Raw genomic sequence first — 18,534 nt, 5'->3', positions numbered from 1 at the left:
CACCTATCCTTTCTGCATATCGGTGGAAGCGGGACGCCAGACGGCACCGGTGGCCGGCATCGTCGGTAGATCGAGCATGAGTTGGCGAATCATGCGCCCGTCGGCGCTGTTGGAATCATCGCAAGCACTCTTGGTCAGATCGGCGTCGGTGTGCGCCTGGCCGACCAGCCGATCCATCGCCTCTGGCCGAGTGTCGTCGAGGGCGAGGTACGGCATCATACTTGCCGGCACCGGCTTGTTGGGAAAGCGCACGCGCCGGATCGAGCGACCGCAGTTGCTGATGGCGTTCGTCAAAAGCCTCGCCATGTGGTCGAAAGCAAACTCCTGCGCCGAGATGCTAAGAGGCGCGACGTCAGCGCCGAGCGACCAGTCGAGCATGGAGCGGTGCGCGCTCTCTGCGTCGAGGTGGTCACCCTCGGGGCGCGGACATGTTCCGAGTGAGTAGATCTCGATCGGACAATCGGGCGGTGCCACCGTTAGCGCGTCGACGAGCCCGACCATAATCGGATTATTGGCCCACAGCCCCCCATCGGCGAACACCTGCTTGGGTCCGCCCGGCGCGTTCGGGTCATCGATGGCGGCGAGCGAGCGGTAGATTGGCGCGGCGCTCGTGGCCATGCAAACGTCCACCAGCGGATAGTGATCGTCGCGCACCCCGCTCTTGGGAGTTTTCTTGAAGACCCAGGCGCGGTGTTCGCTCATCAGCACGGTCGGGATTGCTAGCGAGATGCCGCGACTTTCGAACACGTCGATCATAGTGATGTCGTCGAGCACGCCGCGCAGCGCCTCACGCAGCGCCTTGTCGCCCGTGCGCACGAAACGGCTGCCCTGGCTCGCTCGGTAGATAGCACTCTGCTTCCCTGTGATCCGATGCGGGAAAATCTTGGGGCCGTGATCGCGATAAAGCGCCACCACTTCCGTCATCGGGCGCCCAACGGCCAGCGCACAGCCGACAATCGCGCCGGTGCTGGTCCCGGTGATCAAGTCGAAGCCGCGTCCCAGATCGAGGGCAGATTCGCCGCGAATGCGCGCGAACTGATCAGTCAGGCGCGCAAGAAACGCGGCCGTATAAATGCCCCGCATCCCTCCGCCGTCCAAGCTGAGCACGCGATATGGTCGCTCAGCGCCGTACTGTCTTTCGCCGTTCCCCATTTACGCAATGCTTCCTTTGTAACGACCTAGTTGCCCTATCCGCGTGCCGGAGCCAGGGTGCCTCCGAGGTGCCCAGTCACCCCTTCGGCGGGAAGGGGTCGTTGCCGTACGAATTGGCGTCGCGGATGCGACCGTCCGGTCGGTGAATGATGACTTCGCCGCGTTCGCGAACCGCGGTGCCACGCGCGGCCTGTGTTGCATCGGCTTGGGTGCTGTGTGTCGATCCCACGCGGGTGGCACCTTCGCGACGCGTGGCCCACCCCGACCCGTGGGGCACTACGTGAATCCTCTTCGACATCGTTGATCCTCCGACTCATCCGGGGCACCGCGCCCTTACACAGTAGGTCTCCGAGTCTGAGCGTCATGTCAAGCTATGAGCACGAATACATGTTTGTATAGAGCACACAATGTTTGCGAAGTTGACATTCCTGAGAACGCAGCGCAAACAGAATGCATGGCAAGCGAAGCGCTCTACAAGGCTTTCGGCAGCGCGGTCTCAACGCGCAGGAAAGCGCTTGGCCTTACCCAGGCGGAACTGGCAGGCAAGGTGAAGATGTCGCGTGCGTCGATCGCAAACATCGAGAGCGGCCGACAGAACATCCTCCTGCATCACGTTTACGCGCTCGCCGCCGCACTTGATTTTACCAAGGTGGCAGAACTCCTGCCTCCGACGCCGCAGAAGCCTTTGGGGAATGGACTGAAGATGATGGTTTCCAATCAGCAGACGCTTTCGCAACATGCTGAAGCTCAAGTCGCCGACCTGATCACAACCGCGTTGCAGCCTCGACGCGGCAAGGCTTGATTATGGCTGATGCGGATTTTGATCGGGCGCGTGCATCTGCGCGTTCGATCCTCGAGGAGTTTGGCGTGTCGACGCCACCAGTCCCGATCGAGCGTATAATTAAGTCGCGGAAAATCGTCCTTCAGTATGCACCGCTCGACGAGGACCTCTCGGGTATGGCGTACATCAAGGATGGCGTCGGCATCATTGGGGTCAATGCGCTGCATCATCCGAACCGACAGCGGTTCTCGGCTGCTCATGAGCTAGCACATCACATACTCCATGCGCCTGTGATCAGCCAAGCTGTCCATGTCGATAAGGGGATTCGCGTCCTATTCCGTAACGATGTGTCAGCGCTGGGGACTGAGCCGATGGAAATCGAGGCCAACGCGTTCGCGTCAGAGCTCCTGATCCCCGGTTACCTCTTGGCTGCTGCGTTGGAGGGCGGTGGCGTCGATCTAGAGGACGAGGCGGCGATCGAAGGGTTGGCCCGTCGGTTCAGAGTGAGCGCCGCGGCCATGCGTTTTCGGCTAATTCGCTGGTAGCGCGCCTTGAGCTTCGTATTCTTCGATACAGAGACGACGGGGCTCAAGCGCGGGTTTGATCAGATCATCCATTTCGCGGCAGTTCGCACCGACGCAGACCTGAATGAATTAGGGCGCTTCGAAGCGCGCTCGCGCCTCCAGCCCCATGTGCTCCCCCATCCCTCGGCGTTGCGTACGAACGGCTTGCCGATCGATTGGCTGACGGACACCAACCTGCCTTCGCACTACGCGATGGTAAGCGACATTCGTCGGAATCTTTTGTCTTGGAGTCCGGCCGTGTTCGTCGGCTTTAACTCGATCCGCTTCGACGAGGAGATGCTGCGCAATGCGCTCTTTCAATGCCTATACCCTGCCTATTTAACAAGCAATCACCGCAACTGCAGGGCCGATGCCCTCAGTCTGGTGATGGCCGCTGATGCGGTCTCGCCAGCTCAGCTTGTTGTGCCAATCAACGATGATGGCCGAAGGACATTTCGTCTGCAGCACTTGGCGGCGGCAAATGGAGTGGCTCATCCTCGAGCGCATGACGCGATGTCCGATGTGCTTGCAACGGTCGAGCTCTGCCGACTAGTCCGGCAGCGGTCCCCGGAGCTTTGGCAACGGTTCGTGCGGTTCTCGAACAAGGCAACTGTTTCAGATTTCGTCGACACCGAAGATGGTTTCGTGCTGACGGAGTTCTACGGCGGGCAGGCTTATCATGCGCCGGTCGTATGTATCGGTGTTGACCCTGACCAAGCAAACGGTCGCATTTGCCTCAACCTCAATGAAGACCTCGACCATCTCGCTGCGATGGGTGATCTCGAGCTTCAGGCCCATTTGACGCAAAAACCCAGTCCGATCCGTCGCTTCAGGGTCAATGCAGCACCGACGCTGACCGCTCTCTTCGATGCTCCCGAACACATGATGGAAGGTGGCTCGATTGGCCGCATCGAAGAACAGGCCCGGCGCGTGAAGGCTGACTCACATCTACGTGAGAGGGTTTTCGCCGCTTACAACGCTATTCGCGAGCCATTTCCCCTCTCACCTCATCTGGAGGAGCAAATTTACAATGGCTTCCCTGGGCCGGATGACGAGATGCGCATGAATAATTTTCACCAAGCCTCCTGGCCTGATCGCCTCCAAATTGTACAAGGCTTGGAAGACGAGCGTCTTCGGTGGTTGGGCTTACGCCTGATATATTCCGAAGCCCGAAGGGTTCTTCCAGCAACGGTAAGAGCCGAAATAGAGCTCCGATTGGCAAATCAATTGGCTGGAGATGGATCCGGCTGCCTCACATACGCGCTTGCTTTGACGGAAACGGATAAGTTGATTGGGGAAGGAGCAGATCACGACGGCCTGCTGTCTCGCTACCGCGACTACTTGCAGGATCGTAGCGCACGGGCTGCCACCTTGATGACGCAGATCGTGGTTTGAACTTTATTCCTCCCAAAATACTGCCCGTTTGTAGATCATGTAGTGGCCATGGTTGGGTGGGCGCAGTGTTCACATCAATCCTCGTACAACGTCCCGTAATCGATCCTCGACGTCATGGAGTGGCCTGTTGTAGAACGGCCCAATCGCCACATCTTGCGAGAGCCGGAACGTATGGCAGCTCTCGTTAGGCCGATAAGAAGCAGGGTGTACGGCCTGTAAAAGGGACGCAACCTATTCAGTCATTGCTTGGCAAATCTACGATACGGAAAACAGCTCCCGATCCGGCATCTCGGACGAGGTCAACGCGCTCCCCATCCCAGTGATAGTCGAGGTGGCGCCCCTGCAAAGGATTTGACGCGCAGTCCGGGTGGAAAAGAGCGACGCATTCCCCACCGGGATGCCGGATGCTCGGGTAGGCAATCCCGTTTGATCCCGCGCCCCTGAGATTGGCAGCGAGAGCTTGAGATGCCGTGTAGCTGTGAGGGTCCAGCATCGGGGTCGGTTCTGCATCTGCAGCTCTAAGATCATGGAGGTCAGCATCGACTGACATGACGATTTCACGGAATTGCGAGGTCCAGCCAGATGCTTCCTTCGTGCGGGCCATGAAGCGGGCATGGTGGTGGATCGTCTCGAACAGTGCGGTTTCAAACCGATCGCCTACGTAGAGCACGCCGTAGCTGCCATCGGTAAAGCGGCTTGGCCGGTCAGTGCTGACATGGGTGAATGGCGCCATGAGGTAAGATGCACCCTTGCCGCCGACTCGGCGATCGATCGGCACCAGGTCGAGATTGCCAATCGTGGCCATGATGCGCGGATTGGTCTTCTGCTCTGCCGAGATCAGCAGCGGCCAGTCGGCTGGATCAGCGATGTCTTCGAACAGGTCGATCGGCGGAAAGGCGCTGCGGATGATCCTGACAGCGCCCCTCCACTCAATTCGAGAAACGGGGATATCCGCTATTCCGCTCACCAGCCACTACGCTCGGCGTCGAGGTAGCGACGCACCCGCATGATGTCGGTGAGTTCGCCCCCGAGCATCACATCAAGCGCGCTGGATCCGCCAAAGGCATCGTTGGCCGACCTGATCCAGGCATAGCCGCGGGTTGCCTCCGAGAAGATGATCCGAAGCGCCTTGTGGATGCCCATAAGGTTGGAGAGACGCGCACGCCCATCACGCGAAACGCGCCCGGGGCCTTCGGCCTTCCAGCGACGATAGGAGCGCACTGGCATGTCGAGCAGCGTTGCCGCCTGGTCGTCGGTCAGCTCCCATTTGCCGAACAGATTGAGGACTGCCCGGAACATGGCAGCTGCCTCGTCCTGGGTAATCGGATCGGGATGGAAAGCGGTAACGGCAGTATCAACGGGTTGCAGGGCAAGCATGGCAAATCTCCATATGGCATCATATACGCCACTCAATGCCATTTGGCAACGGTCTATGCGGATGATGCCAATCTGGCAACCACGCTCGCCGCGCCCTCGATCGGCACGAACAGCCGCGTCTGGTAGCGGATGATTTCCGTGAAGCAGCCTTGGGCCTTGTACCAGTCAAGGCGTGCTACGCTCCATCCGGTCAATTCAATTCGCTGTGAGCCATTGACCAAGCTGCGCTTGACCAAGAGCTGCTCACGACCCGGGAATTCCATGGCACGGCCAGTCGCCAGAACGGTCTGGACGACGTCATCGGCGGAAAGCGTTTGCTCGCGTTCCAGACCCAGCGCCCGGCACAGTTCCGGAACACAATGGAGAGGAACCTCCCGGCCAAGCAGCGACCGGCCATCCGCCGCCGAGATGCGGCTCACCCTCACGAAATCCGAAGGCAGCTTGTCCCAGACCGGCAGCAGGAGGCCCGTCGCAAGATAGAGGCGCTCGCGCTTGTGGCTGGTCCGCGCTTCCTCAACCTCGGCAGCCCAGGCTTCACGGAATGCCTCGACGGAGATTCCCTCCCAGCTGCTCTCAGCCAGCTGATCCTCGGTGATGTGGCTGCGCTTCAGCGGGCGCAGCAATTCTAAGCGGGAAATGCGCGTGCCGTCATCGGCAAGAATGCTGCGGGCGGGCACGAGCAAGGCGACCCGTCCTGATCGGGCGTTCCGAACAGGCCGCTGGCTTTGCCCAGTGAGGCCGTGGAGCTCCTCGAGCCTCTTCAGCGTCAGCGGCTTCAGGGCTCTGGCAATTTCCAGTTCCAGCAGATGGGTTGTTGCGCCCGACGCCGGATCCGTGCGCAGCAGCGTGTCCGACAGAAGCGTAAAGTCCTCGACCGCGATGGTCTCAAGGCCGAGATCGAGCGTACCGGCCTGCCGGGCAGCATCGATACGCGCCTCGACCAGCCCCATGAACTCATCGAAGATCGCGTTCTGCAAGGCTATGGCAAGCGCGAGGATGCGATTAAGCCAGCGCTGGATCGACGGCAGGTCATCTACCATCGACCCGTCAGGGGCTTCGATCCTGAGACCTGTCAGCTCCTGAAAGTGCCCGAGGCTGACCGCTTCGAGCTTACCGGTGAACAACAAGCCGAACCAGCGGTGGAGCGCCTCCCTGGCGTAGATGCTTTCGAGATTGTCGGCCGGATCGAACAGGTTCTGTCCGCCGGTCTGGCGCTGCCCGCGCGTCAGAGCTCCGAGGCTGTCGAGGCGGCGTGCGATCGTCGAGATGAACCGGCGCTCACCGCGCACATCGGTCGTCACTGGTCTGAACAGCGGGGCTGATGCCTGATTGGTACGATTGGTCCGCCCTAACCCCTGGATTGCAGCATCAGCGCGCCAGCCCGGTTCGAGCAGGAAGTGGACGCGGCGGGCCTGGTTCTTGGCGGCCAGATCGGCATGGTAGCTGCGTCCGGTTCCTCCGGCATCGGAAAAGACGAGAATGCGCTTGCTGCCATCCATGAAGGCCTGGGTTTCAGCGACGTTCGCGCGCGGCGATCGGGATTGGAGTTTCTGATGGCCATCCCCGCTAACGATGAGCCGACGCGTCCGGCCAGTCACTTCCGCCACCTGGTCGACGCCGAAGCGTTCGATGATGGCATCAAGCGCGGTCGCGATGGGCGGCAACGCGCAGAGCTGCTCGATCATCCGGTCGCGGGCGGCGAGTGCCGATCGGCATAGTACCGGCGCGCCTTGCTCATCGCTCATCGGTTCTGAGCGAGGATTGCCGTTTTCATCGGTGAAGACCGCCATCAGCCGGACAGGAAAGCTCTTGGCGAGGTAATCGATCACATATTCCCGCGGGGACAGATCGATCTCCAGCGCTTCGCGCTCCTCATCAGAGATGTCGGCAAGCCGACGATTGAGCATGGCTTCTGCGGTCGAGACCAGCTGGACGACCACGGCGTTCCCCTCGGCAATCGCTGCGTCGATAGCTGGTAACAGGCTGGGCAGCTTCATCGAGAGAAGCAGCTGCGCGAAGAAGCGCTGCTTGGTTCCCTCGAAGATCGAGAGCGCTGCGGACTTGGCACCGGAATTGAGCGTCCCGCCGGTTTCGCTATCGACGATCCGGGTGGCCTCCAGCGCTTCGCGGAGGTTGGCGTGAATGATCGCCCAGGCTTCAGCATAGGCATCGTAAACCGCAACCTGATCCTCGCTCAAGCGATGCTCGAGGATCTCGTATTCGACGCCGGCGAAGGACAATGCGCGCGCGGTGTATAGGCCGAGCGACTTGAGGTCCCGGGCGACCAACTCCATCGCTGCGATCCCGCCGTCACGAATGTCGGCGACGAACGCCTCGCGATTGGCGAAGGCGGTCTCCGGACCCCACAGACCAAGGCGCGTCGCATAGGCCAGGTTGTTGACGTCTGACGCGCCGGTTGCCGAGGCGTAGAGCACGCGTGCCCGCGGCAGGAGGTTCTGCAGGCGCACGCCAGCGATACCCTGCTCCGATCCCTTGACCTTGCCGCGCGATCCTTCCCCGCCAGCGGCATTGGCCATGGCGTGCGCCTCGTCGAACACGATCACGCCGTCGAAATCCTCACCAGCCCAAGCCAGGATCTGGTCGAGGCGGGTTGCATCGTTTCGGCCCGAACGCAGGGTCGGGTAGGTCACGAAGAGAATGCCATCGCGCATGGCGATGGGGGTGCCGAGTTTCCAGGAAGCCAGTGGCTGGATGTCGATCGGTAGGCCGCCAAGCGCAGCCCAGTCGCGCCGGGCATCTTCCAGCAGTGCCTCATTTTTCGAGATCCAGATATGGCGGCGTGCCCCGCGCACCCAGCGATCGAGGATGACGCTGGCAACCTGACGGCCCTTCCCGGCGCCCGTTCCGTCCCCGAGGAAATAGCCCTGGCGGTACGTCTGGCCTTCCGCAGATGCTTTGAGCGAACAGCCCTTGTCCTCTGGCTCGAACCGACCGGGAAGATCGCGCGCATGAGCGCTTGCAGCGTAGATCAGCGTCTCTGCCTGGGCAGCAGACAGCAGCCCCTTGGCAACCAGCCCGTCAGGCAGCTGCGGCACAGCTTCGGGCATCGGCGCGGCGATCGACCCCATGGCGACGGACTCAACGAGCGGCGTCGGATGCTCGGCTGCGCCATGGATCACGATTCTGCTCGGACGATAGGGCAGATAGTGGCCGACCTGAGGCGCAAGCGGCGCAGGCATTTCGAGGGTCTGGTAGGTGAGCGACCCGATGGCGGAGGCTGCAGAAGTGATTCTGGTCGGTGTGGGCAGTGGCCTGCGCGGCGAGGCCACCAAGCGAAACGGCGAACGAACTGGAAGGCTCGATTGCTCGGGAACAGCCTCCAAGCTGGCGCGAGCCGGCAGAGCATCGACTAGATCGACCAGCTGGCCGATTTCGCTGATACGGATTGTGACGGTCTCCTTGGAGCCTCCCACCTTGTCGATGACCAGCAGCCGGGTGGTGATCCCGGTGCCATGCCTGACGAACGCACGTTCGACGGCGACATTGAGCCGCAGCGAAGCTGGCCCGTTCAGCCCGGCCAGAAACCTCGCGCAATCGAACCATTCGGGCATGATTGTGACAAGCCGACCGCCGGACGCCAGACGGTTCCAGGCCGGCTTCAGGTGGCGCGAGCCGGTGCGACTATCGTGCCCTCGCTCGATGCCGTGCGAATAGGGAGGATTCATCAACACGACGCTTGGGGTGATGGCGGGATCAAGCAGTTCATCGATCAGCTCAGCGTCATGACCGGCCACTCGAGCAGCCGGGAACAGGGCATTCAGGCAGTCGCGGCGGAGCGGCGAGATTTCGTTGAGGGCAAGGCGCGAGCCAGCCTTGGCGGCCCAGACCGCGAGCATGCCCGTTCCGGCCGAGGGTTCCAGCACAAGCTCGCCAGTGGCCAGCGCGCAAGCCCGGGCAGCAAGCCAGGCAAGGCGCGGCGGCGTCGCAAACTGCTGCCATTCGATCTGCTCGTCGCTGCGATTGGTCTGGGTCGGCAGTCGAGCATCGAGGGAGCAGAAGAACTGTTCCGCCTCGTCGATCGACGCCGAGAGCAGGATCTGATCCGCTGCTCGCAGGTATTGAACCTGTGCCAGCTCGGTAGCTGCATGGGCGTCACGAACTGACCAACGCCCGAGAGCATCGCTCCCCCCGAAGTGCTCTGTCATGATGCGCGTGACGTCGCTGCGTGAAAGCGCGCGGCCTGCCTCCAACTCGGATGCCATGGTCTGGGCCGCCATCACAACGACGGGCGGTGATGGTTCATCGAATGCGAAGGCGAGGGAAGAATTGGACATGGGAACCTCCTGACGAGGTCCTGCGGCGGGCAGGCCTCAATCAGCCAAAGGCTCCCTCCGCTCTGCCCGATGGATCAGGTTTTCGGGCAAGCCGCGACTGCAGCTCATCGTTCCAGTCAAAACCTAGCGAGGCTGGTGCTCGTGAGTGGATGACACGATCAGGCGCAGCGTAGGCCTTGAGCGCGCGCTCCTCGGCGAGAGCGCCTCCGGCGTCATTGTCGATGAACAGGAAGAGCTCGCGCACGCTTTCAGGGATCGAAACCAGACCGAACCGCTCGTTCCCAAGCGTTGCCCAGCACGGGATACCGAACAGCTGCATGGCTGAGAGTGCACTCTCGATTCCTTCGGCAAGGCCCAAACGCCCCTGAAGTGCAGGGGCAATCCTGACAGCACCATAGCCAAGGCTGCCGAGCGCACGCTTGGGCCGCTCGAAACTGGCCAGCTTGCCGCTCGCCACATCAAGAAATGTCCTATGTACTGCGATAATGCCAATGTCAGTCGTGACTGCCGCCAACATCGCAGGGAGAAATTGAACTGCCCCGCGTGGTCCGAGCGGCGTACGTTCCAGGTAACGGAACTGGTCAGATGAGCGCTGGAGACCGCGCTGTGAGAGATATCGTTCGACGGGGCTGTCGGAGATCGCCGAAGCTGATTGCCACAAGCGTCGCGCATTGGGACTGAAGTCACCCCGATTTTGCCGATCGGCGGTCCCAGCGCCAGAACCATCAAAGAGCTCTCGGCTCCGAACGCCCTGGCTATCCAATGCTGCAATGACGTCCTCATTCGAACATCCGGCGAAGCAATGGAACAGGATGGCCTTTCGCCCCAACGTCACGCTCAGCGACGGTGTGCGATCGTCGTGAGCGGGACAGCAGCACATGCCCCTGCTCTGGCGCCATGTTCCCTTGAGACTTTCGACGATCGTGCGGGCGCGGCGTTCGAGTTGATGAGTGTTCTTTAGCAGGGGCATCGACCTACTCCGGTTGAGGTGCACTCCCCGTGCAGCCTCCGCTCTGCACCAGCGCCAAAGCATTTTCCTACATCATTTGTTCTTTATATGTTCTCACTCGATTCGGCTATAGAAGGATCGAGAAATGACAATGAAAGTCCTCTTGATCGGTGGCATTGCCATCGCATCAGCCATTCCTGCCAATGCCCAGGATCTGCCAAGGCCAGAAGTCCCCGAGCAACATGCAGGTCCATCCGGCGGCATTAGGATTGCAGAAGCATCGAACGGGTTTCAGCTGGTCGAGCATGGCTTCTGGCAATCCGCGCAGGCCGCCGCAGCACAAAGTTCGAGCGCTGCGGAAAACAAACGGGTGAACCTGCCGTACAGGTATGAGCCCACGACCAAAGTTGGCCCATCCGGATTTCGGCGGGCGAGCTACCTGCCTCACGTCTATGCGGCCGAAGCGAAGTATTCATTACCCACCGGCCTGCTCGACGCGCTCGTCTGGACGGAATCCCGCTATAATCCCCTTGCTGTCAGCCCGGCAGGCGCTGCGGGCCTTGGCCAGCTGATGCCAGCAACTGCAAAGGAACTCGGCGTCGTCAATCGCTTTGACCCCATGGCCAATATCTTTGGCGCGGCGCGGTATCTGAGGCAGATGCTCGACAGGTTCGGCGTGGTTCACCTCGCCGTGGCGGCCTATAATGCCGGTCCAGGCGCAGTCGAACGCGCAGGCGGTATTCCGCGGAATGGCGAGACCCCCGGATATGTCCGCGACGTCCTCCGACACTGGCAGCTTTGATACGAACTGAATCGAGTGAGATTAGATTGAACTGACGCATAAAATGATCGGCGTCACGCGGCACGCTTCCGCCCCTTCCTGATGTCGACCACCTTGCGCCCATCGAGAAAATCAGCCCAATCCTGCATCATTCGCCGGCGGGGGGCGAGATACTCAGCAGCGTTGTAGGCACCCCGGACATCGTTCTTCTCAGAATGGGCAAGTTGCATCTCAACCCAATCCTCATGGTATTTCCGGATCCACATCGCTGGCTTGCCAAACTCCACCAGCTGCTCGTTCGCCCATGTGCTGGCAAGCCCTCGAAATCCGTGGACGGTCTGCCGACTATGATAACCAAGGCGGTACAGCGCATAGATCATGGTGTTTTCAGAAAGCGGCTTGTCTGGGTGGGTCCCAGGAAACAGGTAATCGCCGGCCGCCGATGATACCATTTTTCTAGCAATGAGTGCGGCCTGAGCGGAAAGCGGAACAAGGTGTTCACGCCCCATCTTCATGCGAGCAGCCGGAATCCGCCAAACGGGTTCCGTACCATCGAGATTTTCGAATTCAGATTTGACTGCTAGCCGAAGCTCTTTTGTTCTGACCCAGGTCAGCAAGGCGAATAGTACCGCATCGCGGGTGATAGCCGAGCGCCGGTCACCCTCCTCTTGATAGGCTCGCAGCTTTTCGAGGAACGCCGGTATTTCGGCCAAAGGAAGGCGGCTCATGTGCTGCACCCTGGGCCTGGGCTTGAGCGCTCCGCGAAGATGAGCAGTGGGATCGCTGGATGCCAGCCCACAAGCAATCGCGAACTGAAAGACCTGCCCTACCCCTTGCTTGGCTCGCCGACTGATATCGAGCGCACCTCGTGTCTCAATTCTGCGGATCATCTGCAAGACATCTGGGGCAGTGATCTCGTGGATCAGCCTTTGTCCCAGGGAGGGGAACACGTCCCGCTCCATTCGTGACCAGACACGTTCGGCATGTGCCGGATTCAACGCCGACTGGCGGTTCTCGTGCCAGCGTTTCGCCACCATGTAGAAGGTGTCACCGTTCTCCGATGTCACCTCGCCCTTGGCCTTCATCGGATCCTTGCCCTCGGCAAGCAGCGCCTTAGCGGCTTTGCGCTTATCCCGGGCAGCTGCGATCCCCAGCGCCGGATAAGCCCCGAACGACAGCAGCTTTTCCTTTCCTGCAAAGCGGTACTTCAGCCGCCAAAGCCTCGTGCCATTTGGCTGGACGAGCAGGAACAAGCCCTCGCTATCGGCAAGCTTATAAGCCCGCTCGCGGGGCTTGGCATTTTTGGCTTGAGTCTCCGTCAGAGGCATGGGGGTATCGCTCCTTTCCGATACTCCGCAAAACTACCCCCAAAATACCCCCACACCAAATCTGGCTGCATGTGGAAGGGCACGGGCGCATGCGGACGCGAATCACCCGCAACCCTCTGCTTTTTCTTCGATTTTTGGAAAAATGCGGAAGCTGATGGAAGCTTCCGGATAGGGTTATGGTAGCGGAGGAGGGACTCGAACCCCCGACACGCGGATTATGATTCCGCTGCTCTAACCGGCTGAGCTACTCCGCCATACCAATGCCGCGCCCCGCATCACGGGGGCAGGCGGCGGCTCATAAGGTGCGCTTTCGCTGCGGTCAAGCGTCCTGTTTGCCGCGAAACTTCCACACCTGCACCGGCTCCCAATGAGGTCCGCGATAAATGTGCAAGCCTAGGCCCGTGAAGGCGAATTGTGGGTGCGGCAGGACCGGTTCCAGCGCGCGTTGCAAGGCCAGCGCATCTTCGCGCTTCACCTTGTTCTGCACCGTGATGTGCAGTTTCTTGCCGCCCTGGTCCTGCTTGGTCAGCATGTCCCAGAAATGATCGGCAATCCGCTTGCGCACAGCGAGCAAGGCGGGCGAGCGCAGCGCTATGGCCGTACCGCCGCCCAGGTCCATCAACCCGGTGACCTCGGCCTTGGGCGGAGCGAACTCACCCGCCATGGCCGCCAGAAAGCGCGGCAGCTCTTCTTTCAGCGAGGGGGCGAAGGAGTGGAACAGCGTGACATGCGCTTTCAGCCAGTTGCGCTCTGGCGGGAAATGCGCGCGGCGCAGGCCATCGGCCCAGGCCAGAATGTCCGGGGGCAATTCCCCCGTGACAATGAACGGTGCGGGCGGCTTTTGGGAGAGGGGGTCAGGGTCCACCGCCCGCACCTAACTGAAATCGGCTGATCAGGCCACCGGGTCGTTGGTCAGCGCGCCAAGCAGCTTTTCCGGTGCGGTTTCGCCATAGGGATCGCTGTCCGCGCCGCTATCGTTGATGCCCGGCTCTTCGAACCAGTGGGTGATTTGGTTGTCGTCAACGATCATCGCATAGCGCCACGAACGATAGCCGAAGCCCAGGTGATCCTTGTCGATCAGCATGCCCATGCGGCGGGTGAAGTGGCCCGAACCGTCGGGCAGCAGCTTGACCTTTTCCAGGCCCAGGCTCTTGCCCCACTGGTACATGACGAAAGCGTCGTTGACCGACAGGCAGTACACCTCGTCCACGCCGGCTGCCTTGAACAGGTCGTAAAGACGCTCGTAATTCGGGCACTGCTCGTTGCTGCAGGTCGGCGTGAAAGCGCCGGGAAGCGAGAATACCACGACCTTCTTGCCCGCGAATTCATCGCGCACGTTCAGGTCCTGCCAGCGGAACGGGTTCGGCCCGCCGATCGATTCGTCACGCACGCGGGTCTTCAGGGTAACGTCGGGGATGGTACGTCCAAGCATGTGAGTGTCTCCTTGTTCGCCGCCCGCACTAGGCGGCAGGCTTTGATCCGTAAAACAGGCAAACGCGGCCAGAATGATCGGCTGAGGCGATTAATTGCCTGCTTAGAAATTCCTTGCGTCAAAACGCCAGTGGCAGCATCCCGTTCCACGGAGAGAGGAGACTTGCCGATGTACCGCCCCGCCCTGCGGTTGACCGCCGCTGCCCTGCTTCTGAGCGGCACTGCCGCTCTGGCCCAGAACGCTTCCCCCGCCCCAATCGCAGACCCGGCGCTGCAACCAAAGCCCGCCAGCGCTGCCACGATTGCCGCGCAAAAGGCGGCGCAGGCAGGCCTGCCGGTGGAGGATGGCCGCGATGCGGACTTCGCGGCGCGCGGCTTCCTGGGCAGCCTGACCGATCCGATCATCCGCAATGCCCAGGGGCAGCCGGTGTGGAACCTCGCCGCCTATGACTGGGTGGATGGCCCTGCCCCGGCCACCGTCAATCCCTCGCTGTGGCGGGAAGTCAGCAACCTGCGCAAGCATGGCCTGTTCGAAGTGAGTGAGGGCGTCTGGCAGGTCCGCGGCTTTGACATTTCGAACATGACCGTGGTGCGCGGCGCGAACGGGTGGATCGTGATCGACCCCCTCACCACCCGTGAAACGGCGGCAGCAGCTCTGGAACTGGTCAATGCCAAGCTGGGCAAGCGCCCGGTCAGCGCGGTCATCTATAGCCACAGCCACGCCGATCACTTCGGCGGAGTGCGCGGCATCACCAGCGACGCAGACGTCAAGGCCGGCAAGACCACGATCATCGCGCCCGCCAAGTTCATGGAAGAAACCGCTTCGGAAAACGTCATGGCCGGTGCGGCGATGGGCCGCCGCGCGACTTACCAGTTCGGCACCTCGCTGAAACCGGGCGCGCAGGGCCAGATGGGTTCGGGCATCGGGGTGGGAACCTCGGCCGGGGAAATCACCCTGATCGCGCCGACCGACAGTGTCGAGCGGACCGGCGAGACCCGTGTGGTCGATGGCGTTCCGATGGAATTCCAGATCGTCTCGGGCAGCGAGGCACCCAGCGAGCTGAACGTCTACCTCGTCCCGCAGCGCACTTTCCTGTCATCGGAAATGAGCACCTGTTCGCTGCACAATATCCTCACCCCGCGCGGGGCCAAGGTGCGCGATGCGCATGCCTGGGCAGGCTTTCTGGACGAAGCGCTGCGGCTTTACGGCAATCGCAGCGAGGTGGTGATCTCCAGCCACTGCTGGCCGCGCTTTGGCCCGCAGGAAGTGAGCGGAATGCTGGCCAGTCAGCGCGACAATTACCGCTATCTCCACGATCAGACCGTGCGCCTGATGAACCAGGGCGAGACCCAGGCCGAAATTGCCGAGCGCCTGACCCAGCCAGCAGAGCTTTCGCAGCAATGGTACAACCGGGGCTATTACGGCACCTACAGCCACAATTCGAAGGCGATCTACCAGTGGTATCTGGGCTGGTACGATGCCAACCCGGCCAACCTGAACCCCTGGCCGCCGCAGGAACGGGCCAAGCGCTATGTTGCGGCCATGGGCGGCGGGAAGAAGGTTCTGGCCACGGCCAAGGCGGCAATGGCATCGGGCGACTATCGCTGGGCTTCGGACCTGCTCAACCAGTTGGTCTTTGCCGATCCAACGAACAAGCAGGCCCGCGCCTTGCTGGCCGACAGCTATGAGCAGCAGGGTTACCAGGCGGAAAGCGGCATCTGGCGCAACCAGTTCCTTTCCGCCGCGCGCGAACTGCGCGAAGGCTATGCGCCTTCGGGGGCCCGCACGACCCAGAGCAGCGACATGATCGCCGCTGTGCCGACCCAGTTGCTGATGGATTCGATGGCCACCCGCTATGACCCGGCAAAGAATGCGCGGCCCGGCCAAAGCATCAACCTGGTGGTGACCGACCGCAAGGAAACGGTCGGGCTGGACGCAGGCAAGAACGTGTTGATTGCCCGCGTCGGTCAGCCTTCCGCTAATCCGGCCGCCACGGTGACCGGGCCGCGTCAGCTGATTCTGGCGCTGCTGTTCATGAAGCTGCCGCTGGACCGATTGCAGGCGGCGGGCCTGAAGGTCGAAGGCGATGCCGCTGCGGTCAGCGCGATCCAGGCCGCGCTCGATCCGGTGCCCAGCGGGTTCAATATCGTCGAGCCGTAATCGGCATCACCGGACGCGGCGGCTTTGCCTAGAAGTCGCCGCGTTCCTTGCGGATCTTGAACCACTTGGCGACGTTGGCGTTGTGCTCGTCCAGGGTCTTGGCAAAGGCGTGGCCGCCGCTGCCATCGGCCACCATGTACAGCACATCGGTATCCGCCGGGTTCGTCACGGCAGCAATCGAATCGCGCCCCGGGTTGGTGATCGGCCCCTTGGGCAAGCCCGCCATGGTGTAAGTGTTGTAGTCATTCACAGCGCGAATTTCCGACTGGAGAATGCGGCGGCCCAGCGGCTTGCCCTTGGTGATCGGATAGATGATCGTGGGATCGGCCTGTAGACGCATCCCCTCCCGCACGCGGTTGGAATAGAGCCCGGCCACCATGGTCCGTTCGCTGGCCTTGCCGGTTTCCTTCTCGACGATGGAAGCCAGGATGATCGCTTCTTGCGGACTTTGCACGACCGCGTTCTTGCCGCGCTTGGCCCATTCCTCGGCCAGAGCCTGCTTCATCGCTGCCTGCATCCGCGCAACGACCGCCTGGCGGCTTTCGCCGCGCTGGATTTCGTAAGTATCGGGCAGGATCGAGCCTTCGGCGGGAACGGCGATCTCTCCCGATAGGAGCGGATTGGCCATCAGCCGCTCATAGACCATGATCGAAGGCATTCCTTCGGGCACGGTGACGAAGCGGCGCAGCACTTCATCGCCGGTCAGCAAGCGGAACACCTGCGCCATGGAGGCCCCGGCCGGCAGGGCAAATTCCCCTGCCTTGACCTTGGACCCCATGCCCAGCACCCGGGCGCGCAGCTTGAAGGCGGTGGCCGAGGAAATAGCCCCTTCCGCTTCAAGCTTAGCCGCCACGCTGGACAGGCTCGAGCCATCGGGCACGCGGAAAGCCGCTTCCTTGACCAGCGGGCCGGACACGTACCAACCGCCCAGGAACCAGGCCATGAAGCCAAGCAGCAGGGCCGCCGCCGCGATGAACGGCTTGCGGCCCCTGCGAGATCCGAACATCAGTCTTCCACAGCCTTGACGATGATGCTGGCATTGGTGCCGCCAAAGCCGAACGAGTTGTTCAGCGCGGCGCGCACGGTGCGCTTCTTGGCCACCTTGGGCACCAGGTCGACGCCTTCGGTGCCTTCGTCCGGATTGTCGAGGTTCAGCGTCGGCGGCACGATCTGGTCGCGGATCGCCAGGATGCAGAAGATCGCCTCAACCGCACCGGCACCGCCCAGCAAGTGGCCGATGGCCGACTTGGTCGAGCTCATCGAGGCACCGGCCAGATCGTCGCCCAGCACGCGCTTTACCGCGCCCAGCTCGATCGTGTCGGCCATGGTCGAGGTGCCGTGGGCGTTGACGTAGTCAATGTCGCCCGGGCCCATTCCGGCCTTCTTCAGCGCCATGCGCATGGCCAGTTCCGCGCCCTTTCCTTCGGGGTGCGGGGCGGTGACGTGATAGGCATCGCCCGACAGGCCATAGCCGACCACTTCGGCATAGATCTTCGCGCCGCGCGCCTTGGCGTGTTCGTATTCTTCCAGCACGACAACGCCCGCGCCCTCGCCCATCACGAAACCGTCGCGGTCCTTGTCATAGGGGCGGCTGGCCTGTTCGGGGCGGTCGTTATAGCTGCAATTAAGCGCGCGCGCCTGGGCAAAGCCAGCCACGCCGAGCGGGTTCACAGTGCTTTCCGCACCGCCCGCCAGCATCACATCGGCATCGCCATCGCGGATCATCCGCGCCGCATCGCCGATTGAATGCGCGCCGGTAGAGCAAGCCGTGACCACAGCGTGGTTCGGACCCATCAGGCCGTACTTGATCGAGACCTGGCCAGAGATCAGGTTGATCAGGCGGCCATGGACGAAGTGCGGGCTGACGCGGCCCGGACCCTTCTCGTGCAGGACGATCGATTCGCTTTCGATCCCCGGCAAACCGCCGATTCCCGAACCGATCGAGCAGCCGGTGCGCAGCTTCAGATCGTCGTCCATTTCGGCCAGGCCCGCATCTTCCAGCGCTTGTCCGGCAGCATCGATGCCATAGACGATGAACGGATCGACCTGGCGCTGGATCTTGTGATCCACGCGCTTCATCGGATCGAATCCCCACGGGTGATCCGCAGGCTTTACCTCGCAGGCGATGTGGCACTTGTGATCGGCCGTATCGAAGCGGGTAATCTTGCCCGCGCCGCTCTTGCCGGCGATCAGGTTGGCCCAGGTGGTTTCGACATCGCCGCCCAGGGGGGTGACAAGGCCAAGTCCGGTTACGACGACACGCCGCATTGCACTATCTCCAAAACCTCAAAACACAACAGGCCCAGCCCTTTGCGGGGCCG

The 18,534-nt window shown here is 61.8% G+C and carries 16 protein-coding genes and 1 tRNA gene; 5 read left to right on the top strand and 12 right to left on the bottom strand.

Annotation, left to right across the window (positions count from 1 at the left end; all coding sequences use genetic code 11):
* Positions 1–3: 3 nt before the first annotated feature.
* Positions 4–1,152, bottom strand: coding sequence for a patatin-like phospholipase family protein (locus ACQKOE_RS01575; protein ID WP_427511252.1), 1,149 nt, complete (start codon positions 1,150–1,152; stop codon positions 4–6).
* Between the two features lie 76 nt (positions 1,153–1,228).
* The gene (locus ACQKOE_RS01570) at positions 1,229–1,450 is read right to left on the bottom strand and encodes a DUF2188 domain-containing protein (protein ID WP_286866191.1); all 222 of its coding nucleotides are present in this window, start codon (positions 1,448–1,450) and stop codon (positions 1,229–1,231) included.
* A 156-nt stretch (positions 1,451–1,606) separates the two neighbouring features.
* Between ACQKOE_RS01570 and ACQKOE_RS01565 the strand changes: the two genes are divergently transcribed.
* The 3 genes from ACQKOE_RS01565 to ACQKOE_RS01555 are packed head-to-tail and all read left to right on the top strand — an operon-like array spanning position 1,607 to position 3,891.
* A complete protein-coding gene (locus ACQKOE_RS01565) occupies positions 1,607–1,954 on the top strand; it encodes a helix-turn-helix transcriptional regulator (RefSeq protein ID WP_427511251.1) in 348 nt (115 codons plus the stop codon).
* Positions 1,955–1,956: 2 nt separating this feature from the next.
* Complete coding sequence (locus ACQKOE_RS01560) at positions 1,957–2,478, top strand: ImmA/IrrE family metallo-endopeptidase (protein ID WP_286866186.1); 522 nt, start codon at positions 1,957–1,959, stop codon at positions 2,476–2,478.
* A gap of 6 nt (positions 2,479–2,484) precedes the next feature.
* Positions 2,485–3,891 carry an exonuclease domain-containing protein gene (locus ACQKOE_RS01555; RefSeq protein ID WP_427511250.1) on the top strand — a complete coding sequence of 469 codons (1,407 nt, stop codon included), beginning with the start codon at positions 2,485–2,487 and terminating at the stop codon, positions 3,889–3,891.
* A 235-nt stretch (positions 3,892–4,126) separates the two neighbouring features.
* Here the strand turns inward: ACQKOE_RS01555 and ACQKOE_RS01550 are convergent, their stop codons facing one another.
* The 4 genes from ACQKOE_RS01550 to ACQKOE_RS01535 are packed head-to-tail and all read right to left on the bottom strand — an operon-like array spanning position 4,127 to position 10,533.
* Positions 4,127–4,858, bottom strand: coding sequence for an RES family NAD+ phosphorylase (locus tag ACQKOE_RS01550; RefSeq protein ID WP_427511249.1), 732 nt, complete (start codon positions 4,856–4,858; stop codon positions 4,127–4,129).
* On the bottom strand, positions 4,855–5,268 hold the full coding sequence (locus ACQKOE_RS01545; RefSeq protein ID WP_427511248.1) for an MbcA/ParS/Xre antitoxin family protein: 414 nt from the start codon (positions 5,266–5,268) through the stop codon (positions 4,855–4,857). The genes ACQKOE_RS01550 and ACQKOE_RS01545 overlap by 4 nt, the downstream gene beginning before the upstream one ends.
* A 53-nt stretch (positions 5,269–5,321) precedes the next feature.
* Positions 5,322–9,563 carry a strawberry notch-like NTP hydrolase domain-containing protein gene (locus ACQKOE_RS01540; protein ID WP_427511247.1) on the bottom strand — a complete coding sequence of 1,414 codons (4,242 nt, stop codon included), beginning with the start codon at positions 9,561–9,563 and terminating at the stop codon, positions 5,322–5,324.
* A 40-nt stretch (positions 9,564–9,603) separates the two neighbouring features.
* Positions 9,604–10,533, bottom strand: a complete 930-nt coding sequence (locus ACQKOE_RS01535; RefSeq protein ID WP_427511246.1) for a DUF7146 domain-containing protein — start codon at positions 10,531–10,533, stop codon at positions 9,604–9,606.
* A gap of 124 nt (positions 10,534–10,657) precedes the next feature.
* On the opposite strand from ACQKOE_RS01535, the gene ACQKOE_RS01530 reads away from it, so the two are divergent.
* The gene (locus tag ACQKOE_RS01530; protein ID WP_427511245.1) at positions 10,658–11,314 is read left to right on the top strand and encodes a lytic transglycosylase domain-containing protein; all 657 of its coding nucleotides are present in this window, start codon (positions 10,658–10,660) and stop codon (positions 11,312–11,314) included.
* 53 nt (positions 11,315–11,367) lie between these two features.
* Here the strand turns inward: ACQKOE_RS01530 and ACQKOE_RS01525 are convergent, their stop codons facing one another.
* The 4 genes from ACQKOE_RS01525 to ACQKOE_RS01510 form a co-directional block, all read right to left on the bottom strand.
* Positions 11,368–12,621 (bottom strand): tyrosine-type recombinase/integrase, encoded by a 1,254-nt coding sequence (locus tag ACQKOE_RS01525; protein ID WP_427511244.1) that lies wholly within the window; start codon positions 12,619–12,621, stop codon positions 11,368–11,370.
* 177 nt (positions 12,622–12,798) lie between these two features.
* A tRNA-Met gene (locus ACQKOE_RS01520) sits at positions 12,799–12,875 on the bottom strand.
* 65 nt (positions 12,876–12,940) lie between these two features.
* The gene (locus ACQKOE_RS01515; protein ID WP_427511243.1) at positions 12,941–13,486 is read right to left on the bottom strand and encodes a 2'-5' RNA ligase family protein; all 546 of its coding nucleotides are present in this window, start codon (positions 13,484–13,486) and stop codon (positions 12,941–12,943) included.
* A gap of 27 nt (positions 13,487–13,513) precedes the next feature.
* A complete protein-coding gene (locus ACQKOE_RS01510) occupies positions 13,514–14,053 on the bottom strand; it encodes a peroxiredoxin (protein ID WP_427511242.1) in 540 nt (179 codons plus the stop codon).
* A gap of 168 nt (positions 14,054–14,221) precedes the next feature.
* Here ACQKOE_RS01510 and ACQKOE_RS01505 point away from each other — a divergent pair, with 168 nt between their 5' ends.
* On the top strand, positions 14,222–16,213 hold the full coding sequence (locus ACQKOE_RS01505) for an alkyl/aryl-sulfatase (protein WP_427511241.1): 1,992 nt from the start codon (positions 14,222–14,224) through the stop codon (positions 16,211–16,213).
* Positions 16,214–16,241: 28 nt separating this feature from the next.
* Here ACQKOE_RS01505 and mltG read toward each other — a convergent pair whose 3' ends face one another.
* A complete protein-coding gene (mltG, locus tag ACQKOE_RS01500) occupies positions 16,242–17,219 on the bottom strand; it encodes an endolytic transglycosylase MltG (RefSeq protein ID WP_427511240.1) in 978 nt (325 codons plus the stop codon).
* Positions 17,219–18,481 carry a beta-ketoacyl-ACP synthase II gene (gene fabF, locus ACQKOE_RS01495; RefSeq protein ID WP_374591303.1) on the bottom strand — a complete coding sequence of 421 codons (1,263 nt, stop codon included), beginning with the start codon at positions 18,479–18,481 and terminating at the stop codon, positions 17,219–17,221. Before fabF ends, mltG begins: the two co-directional genes overlap by 1 nt.
* Between the last annotated feature and the right edge of the window lie 53 nt (positions 18,482–18,534).

The sequence above is a fragment of the Novosphingobium sp. NPDC080210 genome, assembly GCF_050281025.1.
GTDB lineage: Bacteria > Pseudomonadota > Alphaproteobacteria > Sphingomonadales > Sphingomonadaceae > Novosphingobium.
Note: the sequence above shows the minus strand (reverse complement) of the source record. Positions and strands in the feature narration are given on the sequence as shown.

Excerpts from the sequence above, each read along its gene's own strand:
- ACQKOE_RS01575 (WP_427511252.1), bottom strand. The coding sequence starts at position 1,152 with ATGGGGAACGGCGAAAGACAGTACGGCGCTGAGCGACCATATCGCGTG.
- ACQKOE_RS01570 (WP_286866191.1), bottom strand. The coding sequence starts at position 1,450 with ATGTCGAAGAGGATTCACGTAGTGCCCCACGGGTCGGGGTGGGCCACG.
- ACQKOE_RS01565 (WP_427511251.1), top strand. The coding sequence starts at position 1,607 with ATGGCAAGCGAAGCGCTCTACAAGGCTTTCGGCAGCGCGGTCTCAACG.
- ACQKOE_RS01560 (WP_286866186.1), top strand. The coding sequence starts at position 1,957 with ATGGCTGATGCGGATTTTGATCGGGCGCGTGCATCTGCGCGTTCGATC.
- ACQKOE_RS01545 (WP_427511248.1), bottom strand. The coding sequence starts at position 5,268 with ATGCTTGCCCTGCAACCCGTTGATACTGCCGTTACCGCTTTCCATCCC.
- ACQKOE_RS01540 (WP_427511247.1), bottom strand. The coding sequence starts at position 9,563 with ATGTCCAATTCTTCCCTCGCCTTCGCATTCGATGAACCATCACCGCCC.
- ACQKOE_RS01535 (WP_427511246.1), bottom strand. The coding sequence starts at position 10,533 with ATGCCCCTGCTAAAGAACACTCATCAACTCGAACGCCGCGCCCGCACG.
- ACQKOE_RS01530 (WP_427511245.1), top strand. The coding sequence starts at position 10,658 with ATGACAATGAAAGTCCTCTTGATCGGTGGCATTGCCATCGCATCAGCC.
- ACQKOE_RS01525 (WP_427511244.1), bottom strand. The coding sequence starts at position 12,621 with ATGCCTCTGACGGAGACTCAAGCCAAAAATGCCAAGCCCCGCGAGCGG.
- ACQKOE_RS01510 (WP_427511242.1), bottom strand. The coding sequence starts at position 14,053 with ATGCTTGGACGTACCATCCCCGACGTTACCCTGAAGACCCGCGTGCGT.
- ACQKOE_RS01505 (WP_427511241.1), top strand. The coding sequence starts at position 14,222 with ATGTACCGCCCCGCCCTGCGGTTGACCGCCGCTGCCCTGCTTCTGAGC.
- mltG (WP_427511240.1), bottom strand. The coding sequence starts at position 17,219 with ATGTTCGGATCTCGCAGGGGCCGCAAGCCGTTCATCGCGGCGGCGGCC.
- fabF (WP_374591303.1), bottom strand. The coding sequence starts at position 18,481 with ATGCGGCGTGTCGTCGTAACCGGACTTGGCCTTGTCACCCCCCTGGGC.